Annotated in this window: 7 protein-coding genes and 1 pseudogene; 6 read left to right on the forward strand and 2 right to left on the reverse strand. The window is 36.1% G+C overall.

The window, feature by feature from the left end; translation table 11 throughout:
• From ACY65O_RS01045 to ACY65O_RS01070, 6 genes and pseudogenes are all read left to right on the forward strand, one after another.
• Positions 1-1,216 (forward strand): annotated as a pseudogene (locus tag ACY65O_RS01045) (chromosome segregation protein SMC); the annotation flags it as partial.
• 88 nt (positions 1,217-1,304) lie between these two features.
• Complete coding sequence (locus ACY65O_RS01050) at positions 1,305-1,547, forward strand: hypothetical protein (protein WP_462218991.1); 243 nt, start codon at positions 1,305-1,307, stop codon at positions 1,545-1,547.
• On the forward strand, positions 1,532-1,831 hold the full coding sequence (locus tag ACY65O_RS01055; RefSeq protein ID WP_462218992.1) for a type II toxin-antitoxin system RelE/ParE family toxin: 300 nt from the start codon (positions 1,532-1,534) through the stop codon (positions 1,829-1,831). Before ACY65O_RS01050 ends, ACY65O_RS01055 begins: the two co-directional genes overlap by 16 nt.
• Positions 1,832-1,897: 66 nt before the next feature.
• Positions 1,898-1,963 carry a hypothetical protein gene (locus ACY65O_RS01060; RefSeq protein ID WP_462218996.1) on the forward strand — a complete coding sequence of 22 codons (66 nt, stop codon included), beginning with the start codon at positions 1,898-1,900 and terminating at the stop codon, positions 1,961-1,963.
• Between the two features lie 50 nt (positions 1,964-2,013).
• Positions 2,014-2,124: a DMT family protein gene (locus ACY65O_RS01065; protein WP_462218997.1), complete on the forward strand. Its 111-nt coding sequence runs from the start codon at positions 2,014-2,016 to the stop codon at positions 2,122-2,124.
• Between the two features lie 145 nt (positions 2,125-2,269).
• Positions 2,270-3,079 (forward strand): DUF4382 domain-containing protein, encoded by an 810-nt coding sequence (locus ACY65O_RS01070; RefSeq protein ID WP_462218993.1) that lies wholly within the window; start codon positions 2,270-2,272, stop codon positions 3,077-3,079.
• A 48-nt stretch (positions 3,080-3,127) separates the two neighbouring features.
• Here the strand turns inward: ACY65O_RS01070 and ACY65O_RS01075 are convergent, their stop codons facing one another.
• Positions 3,128-4,465: a hypothetical protein gene (locus ACY65O_RS01075; protein WP_462218994.1), complete on the reverse strand. Its 1,338-nt coding sequence runs from the start codon at positions 4,463-4,465 to the stop codon at positions 3,128-3,130.
• A 19-nt stretch (positions 4,466-4,484) separates the two neighbouring features.
• Positions 4,485-5,486 carry a WD40/YVTN/BNR-like repeat-containing protein gene (locus ACY65O_RS01080; protein ID WP_462218995.1) on the reverse strand — a complete coding sequence of 334 codons (1,002 nt, stop codon included), beginning with the start codon at positions 5,484-5,486 and terminating at the stop codon, positions 4,485-4,487.
• Between the last annotated feature and the right edge of the window lie 34 nt (positions 5,487-5,520).

Raw genomic sequence — 5,520 nt, forward strand, 5'->3', positions numbered from 1 at the left:
CAACACCCAGTTAGAAGAGTTGGGAGATAAAATGCATTTGATAGAACAGGATTATGCCACTGCTGAGCAGGAATATAATTTTGCAACGGCAACATTTAACGACAGTAATCTTCAATTTACCAAACAGCAAAGCAAAGTAATTTCTTTAAAGCAGGAATTTGAATTTAAAAGCAACCAGTTAAAAGATTTACAAACACAAATAGAAAGCAGCAGCTTACAATTAAACGAAGCAGCAACCAGTATTTCCGAAACTGCCATTGCATTGCAGGCATTGGAAACTTTATTGGTAACCATGCTGCAGAATAAAGAAGGCGAAGAAAAGAAGTTGAATGAAGCAGACCAGGCTTATTACAATTTAAGAAATGCTTTGGCTGCAAAAGAAAGTGAGTTACGCCACAAACAAAAAAGTAAAGAAGGTATTGATACTTTATTAAATGAAATAAAAGATAAGTTAACCGATTTAAAACTGCAGTTGGCCGGCATGAAGGAAAGGCTGAACGTAGAATTTAAAGTTGACCTTGATGCCATTATTGATGAACCAAGAACCGGCGATACGCCATTGGAAGAATTGCAGGAAAAAAATGAAAGGCAGCGTAAACGTTTAGAAAATATCGGCGAAATAAATCCTACGGCAATTGAAGCGTACACCGAAATGAAGAAGCGCTACGAATTTATTTTAGAGCAAAAGAATGATTTGGTTACTGCAAAGGAAAGTTTAATGCTTACTATTCAGGAAGTGGAAGCAACAGCTAACCAGCAGTTTTTAGATACATTTAATAAGGTAAGAGAAAATTTTCAAAAAGTTTTCCAGGCTTTATTTACCGAAGATGATACTGCAGATATGGTTTTGGTTGACCCTGAAAATTTAGCCGATACCGGTATTGATATTGTTGCTAAACCAAAAGGTAAACGTCCATCATCAATTGGCCAGTTAAGTGGTGGAGAAAAAACATTAACTGCAACGGCCTTATTGTTTGCTATCTATTTAATTAAGCCTGCACCATTCTGTATTTTAGATGAGGTAGATGCGCCGCTGGATGATGCCAATGTGGGCAAATTTACCAACATGATAAAAAAATTCAGTGAAAACTCCCAGTTCATCATTGTTACGCATAATAAACAAACCATGAGTGCAGTAGATGTAATTTATGGTGTTACCATGCAGGAAGCCGGTGTAAGTAAACTGGTGCCGGTGGATTTTAGAAGTTTGAATTAATATTTTTTTTGCAGCATATTTTAAAGCCTGGTTTTACCGGGCTTTTTATTTAGTAAAAAATTCAGTATTTTTATAAAAATGCTTTTTTATGGGCAAAGAAGAAATTAAACAAAAAATTTACAAGCTGATAGAAGATATGGAAGATGAAACAGCCTTGCAAATGCTTTATGATGATGCAGTAGATTATAAAACTTCTGTACATACTGATGAAGATGATTTAACTGAAGGACAATGGGAACAAATTGAAAAGGCAAGAGCAGAAATAAAAAAAGGCGAATTTCATACTTATGATGAGGTAAAAAAACATTTTGCAAAATGGCTTACGAAGTAATTATTTCAACCGACGTTTTAAAATCTTTGGATGCTGTTGTTTTTTATTTAGAAAGAAAATGGTCTGTAAATGTTGCAAAGAAATTTTTAAGGACCTTTTATAAAAAAGTGGATGCCATTGCCATAAATCCTTCAATCAGCCGAAAATCTTCCAGATATCCAACAATTAGAAAAATCTTTATCACCAAACATAATATCCTTTATTACGAAGTATTCGAAGAAAGGATTGAGCTGCTTCAAATTTTTGACAGCAGGCAAAATCCTGCCAAAAATATATTTGAATAATGCTCCGCAGAATCCTCCTCCTTATCACCTCCAACATATTTATGACCCTTCGCCTGGTACGGTCATTTGAAAAATACAGAAATTTCTTTGTGGAAAGGCATTGGCATTAGTTGGGGGCATTGCTTTTTTTGAATATTGTTTAATGGTTTTCATTTAAAAATTACGCAGGAGGTAATTAGTTGGTGGTTTTCGCCGTGTTTGCTGTATTGTATTTAAAAGAACCTTTTCACTGGAAACACCTGGTAAGCTTTGCTTTAATACAGGGAGCTGTAAATTTCGATTTTAAAAAATAATCTCCCGTTTTCATACAACCTTTTTATTTTCCTGTTCAGCAGGTAATTTTTACTGCTCGGCAACATTAGTATTGCTGCAGGTTTTATAGGTATTAATTTGGCAGTAATATTAAAGTAAAAAATTAGTCACATAAAAATTATTCGTATGAAAATCAAAAAATCACTGCTTTTTTTATCCTTGTTTTTAACAACAATGATTGTAGTATTTATTTCCTGTAAAAAAGAAACCTCTGCCGGCCCGGGTGCTTTACCTCCCGGAAAAAGCGAATTAAAAATTATGATGACCGATGACCCGTCGGTAATTTTCGATTCTATTTTTTTAGATATACAAAGGGTTGAAGTAAAAGTAGAAGATTCAACTGGCAGAGAACGCTGGGATACACTTACTATAAGAGCAGGAGTGTACAATATCCTGCGTTTTAGAAACGGCCTGGATACTTTATTGGCAGCAGGCTATATACCCAACGGCGAAGTGGAAAAAATAAGAATTACATTGGGCACACGTAACTCGGTTGTATTAAACGGTGCAATTATTCTGCTCACTAATATTGATAAAGTAATAACCATTGATGTACATGGCGATGTAGATCATTTAGACCCACGTCATTTACGCATTTGGTTAGATTTCGATGGGCATGGTTCTATCCGTTTTCATAACGGCAGATGGGAATTGAAATTAAAAATTGGGCATTTCAGTCATGGTAAATCTGGTGAGCTGGAAGGAGAAATAAGGCCATCAGGCGCTTTACCGGCAACACTAATGGTAATTGCTGGTAACGATACCTTAAGAGCAATTCCCGATAATGATGGAGAATTTAAAATCAGGGGCATTAAGACCAATACAGTTACTCTTATTATTAAACCATCCAACGGTTATAAAGATTCCGTTATCAATAATATTCCAATCCGCCGTGGCAACGATACGGATTTAGGTAAAATTGTTCTGCATAAATAGAAGTGTTAAATATCCATTTTCCAGCCGGTGATTCTTCACCGGCTTTTTTTACTCCACAACAAATTTGCCTTTAGTAATAATATAACTGCGGCCATTGATAATAATTTTTTCTCCTTCTTTTAAATTCGCCAGTTGTATATCTTCTGCTGCCGTATGCACAGAACCGCTGGTGCCTTTTGCAACATTTAAATAATCCAAAGTAACAGCATCGTGTACACCGCACAAAATAATGTGTACCGGTTTATGTAACTGTTTTAGTAATGCCATATCGCTTACAGCAGAATTGTTGTCTGCAATCATCACCACAGCATCGCAATTATTACAGGCAGCTGTTCCTTTTATTAATGCTTCAATATTATTTTCCGGGATGGCGCCGCCATTACCGTTGCTCATGGTTTTAAAAACCAACTGCTCCACTACTTCAAAAACAGATGATGGAGTAGTGTAAACTCCACCAGTATTTCCAATAATTTTTTGTTCATCATCCTTATCATCACCATCATTAAAAAATACAAACTGGTTAATGCGTCTTTCATCTTCATGCAATTGTAACCAGTACAATAATTGTCCGGTGTAAGGATACATGCTTGCCGTAACATCGGCCACCACCAGCATATTTTTCCATTGCATACGGTCAAGTACTTTTAAAACGGTAGAATCAACTGGCGGTTTTAAAGTTTGTTTGTAAGAACTGTCACCAGATGGTTTTAAATACACAAACAACGAATCATAATTTTTATAAATTACTTTTTCTCTTTCATCAATACCTAAATATTGCAATGCTTCTTTCACAGGCAATTTTAAAACAGTAGTATAATCTTCAATTTCGTACTGCTTACGCAGTTCGGTAGTGTCGCCGGTTACAAAACCATTTCTTCTTTTAGCCATGCTGTCTTTTGGCGCCAGCATTTCTTTTAATTTAATAAGATCGGTAACCATGGTGGTTTTGTTTTGCAATGGCCGGTAATAAATTACAAAGCCATGAAAAAGATGTAGAGCCGAATCTTTTTCACCACCATCGGTTTGCCTTACTACTTTCCAGGCTATGGTTTTATTTTTTGCAAGAGAAGGATATTTTGTAAATAGATTTTCTATTCTCTGTGTATTAAGCTTTATTAAATCATTGTAAGAAGGAAAATCTGTAAATACTAAATCAATTGCAGTTACCTGAACCTTATCAAAATTAATTATGCTGTCTTTAAAATTAAGCGGCGCTTTTGCAAAATCGCAATAGATGAAAGTGGATTTTTCATTTACCGCATGAGCAGTAATGTATAACGGCTGCCTTACAGTATTTTTAGTAATGATGGCTGCAATATTTTTATTTTGCGCCGCAGTGCAGTTACAAAAAAATAAAATACTTACAGCAAGAATAAGTTTTATCATACCCGGTTACACCTAACATTTATTGTACCAGTTTACCAATTTTACCATTACCTGCAAAAAAAACAGCCTTACCTTTTTTTGCTTTTTTACAAACATGAAAACTTTCTTTGCTAATCCATGTCCATGTTTTGCCATCATTTGTACTGTAGTCCACACCATTTAGTCCGCAGCTTAACCAGTTATTTTTTTGCAAATATTCCACACAACTCCTGTAGCCATGCGGCGCAATTTCCGGCACGGTAAAAGTTTTACCACCATCGGTGGTAATGCAGCAATTTTTTGTGGTGGAATCTTTGGTGGTAAAATCGCCGCCAACAACAATTATAGTTGGTTTCTTTTTTACATTTTTTACAGCCACCGAATTGGCGCCGGTACTTTCTTTACCCTGCAGTAACGGCATTTCAAATTTATCATTGCGTATAAACATGCGGCTGTGTAAACCGCCTGTAACAAAAACTGCTTCGCTTAAATTTAATGCAGCAATGTTAGTGCCACTCGATGCAAAACAGGCTTCACCTTTTTCTGCAACAGGAAAATACTGTGGTGGAATACTTTCCCACGTTGTACCACCATCAAAAGTTCTTGCAATAAAAATTTTATCATCAACAGGGTCGCCAATTACAATGCCGCTCATCTCATTCCAAAAATGCATGGCATCTAAAAACATGCCCTTGGTTTTATTTTCGTACACCACTTTCCAGCTATCGCCCCCATCAACTGTTTTTAAAATATACGCCGGGTCGGAAGTACCCATAATTACAGCGGTCATACCATCAAAAGCCTCAATATCCCTGAAGTCAGTTTTTTCAAAACCTTTCACCTTTATCCATTTCCAGGTGGAGCCGCTGTCTATACTTCTGCCCACGGTACCTTCGCTGCCGCTAACCCAAATTACTTTATCATTTACCACACTCAGCCCACGCATACTTATTTTTTTATCCGCTACCAATACCTTGACCGCTTGTGCTTTTGCAAAGCCAAACAAAAAAAATGTAAACAAACCAAAAATAATTTTTTGCATAACTGGAGGTTAATGGTATAAAGCAAAGCGAAAT

Origin of the sequence: Ferruginibacter sp. (genome assembly GCF_031430955.1) — a bacterium.
Classification (GTDB): Bacteria; Bacteroidota; Bacteroidia; order Chitinophagales; family Chitinophagaceae; genus Ferruginibacter.